The organism is Ideonella azotifigens, from assembly GCF_006519715.1.
Classification (GTDB): Bacteria; Pseudomonadota; Gammaproteobacteria; order Burkholderiales; family Burkholderiaceae_C; genus Ideonella; species Ideonella azotifigens.
On the sequence record NZ_VIDT01001068.1, the window covers coordinates 1 to 1,325 of the forward strand.

At 69.7% G+C, this 1,325-nt stretch carries 2 protein-coding genes; both read right to left on the minus strand.

What is annotated here, in order from left to right:
* Positions 1–348 (minus strand): LytR/AlgR family response regulator transcription factor (locus tag FKP22_RS30605; protein WP_141291957.1); only part of this gene is annotated, 348 nt, incomplete at its 3' end.
* 37 nt (positions 349–385) lie between these two features.
* On the minus strand, positions 386–1,325 hold a 940-nt coding region (locus FKP22_RS30610), incomplete at its 5' end, for a sensor histidine kinase (RefSeq protein WP_170201189.1).

The following is a 1,325-nucleotide window of genomic DNA, read 5'->3' on the forward strand; positions in this document are numbered from 1 at the left end:
GGCCGCGCCCTGCTCGAAGGCCTCGACCGCGTACTGGTCGTAGGCGGTGATGAAGACGATCTCCGGCAGCCAGCCGTCGTCGCCCACGTCCATCTGCGCAATCTGCTTGGCCGCCTCCACGCCCGTCATGCCGGGCATGCGGATGTCCAGGAAGACGACGTCCGGCCGGTGCTGCTCGACCAGTTCGACCGCCTCGGCACCGTGCTTGGCTTCGGCCACCAGTTCCAGCGCCGGCCACACCTCGGCCAGCCGGGCGCGCAGTTGTTCGCGCATCAGCCGCTCGTCGTCGGCCAGCACCGCACGGGCGGGCGGGAAAGGGGAGGAAGGAGAAGCAGCGGCGTCGGTCATGGTGCTTACTTTAGCGGGCCGTCGGCACTTGTGGCCTTCACAGCGGCCGGCCGGGCGTTTCGATCGGGCGGTACGGCACGGTGATGGTCACCACGGTGCCGCTGGGCTGGTTGGCCGCCACCGTCAGGCTGGCCTTGCTGCCGTGCAGCAGTTGCAGCCGCTCGCGGATGTTGGCCAGGCCCACGCCGGTGCCGGAGGTGGCCGCGGCACCGAAGCCCACGCCGGTGTCGGCCACGGTGACCTGCAGCTTGCCGTGCACGATCTCCGCGGTGACGCGCAGCGTGCCGCCCTCGGGTTTGGGCTCCAGCCCGTGGCGGATCGCGTTTTCCACCAGCGTCTGGATCATCATCGCCGGGAACTCGGCCGACAGCAGGCCCTCCGGCACGTCGATGCGCGCGTCCAGCCGCTCTTCCATGCGCACCTTCAGGATCTCGACATAAGGCTTCACGACCGCCAGCTCGCGGCCCAGGTCGCGGGCGCTGGCGTCCGCGGTGTCGCGCATCGTCGGCATGCTGGCCCGCAGCAGCGCGATCAGGTTCTTCTGCATCTGGCTGGCGCGCGGCGGGTCGGTCTCGATCAAATGGTCGATCGAAGCCAGCGTGTTGAACAGGAAGTGCGGCTCGACCTGGGCCTGCATCGCGGCCATGCGGGCTTCCACCACCTGGCGCTTGAGCGACTCGGCCTCGGCCGTTTCGGTCGCCTGCGCGGCCTTCACTTCGGCCTGCATGCGGCCCTTGTAGGTGAACTTCAGGATCGCCGAAGCCACGATCCACAACAGCGCCAGGTCGCTCAGGAACTCGCCATAGCGCACGGTGCGGATGCGGGTGCTGGGGCCGTCCTCTTCCTGGGCAGCGTCCCGCACCGCTTCGGCTGCGGCCTCGACCGCTTCGCGCTGCGCGTCGCGCGCCTGCTCCAGCGCCTCGACCACCTGCTCCTTGGCCTCCTTCACCGCGTCGCGCACGTCTTCCGAGTCGGCA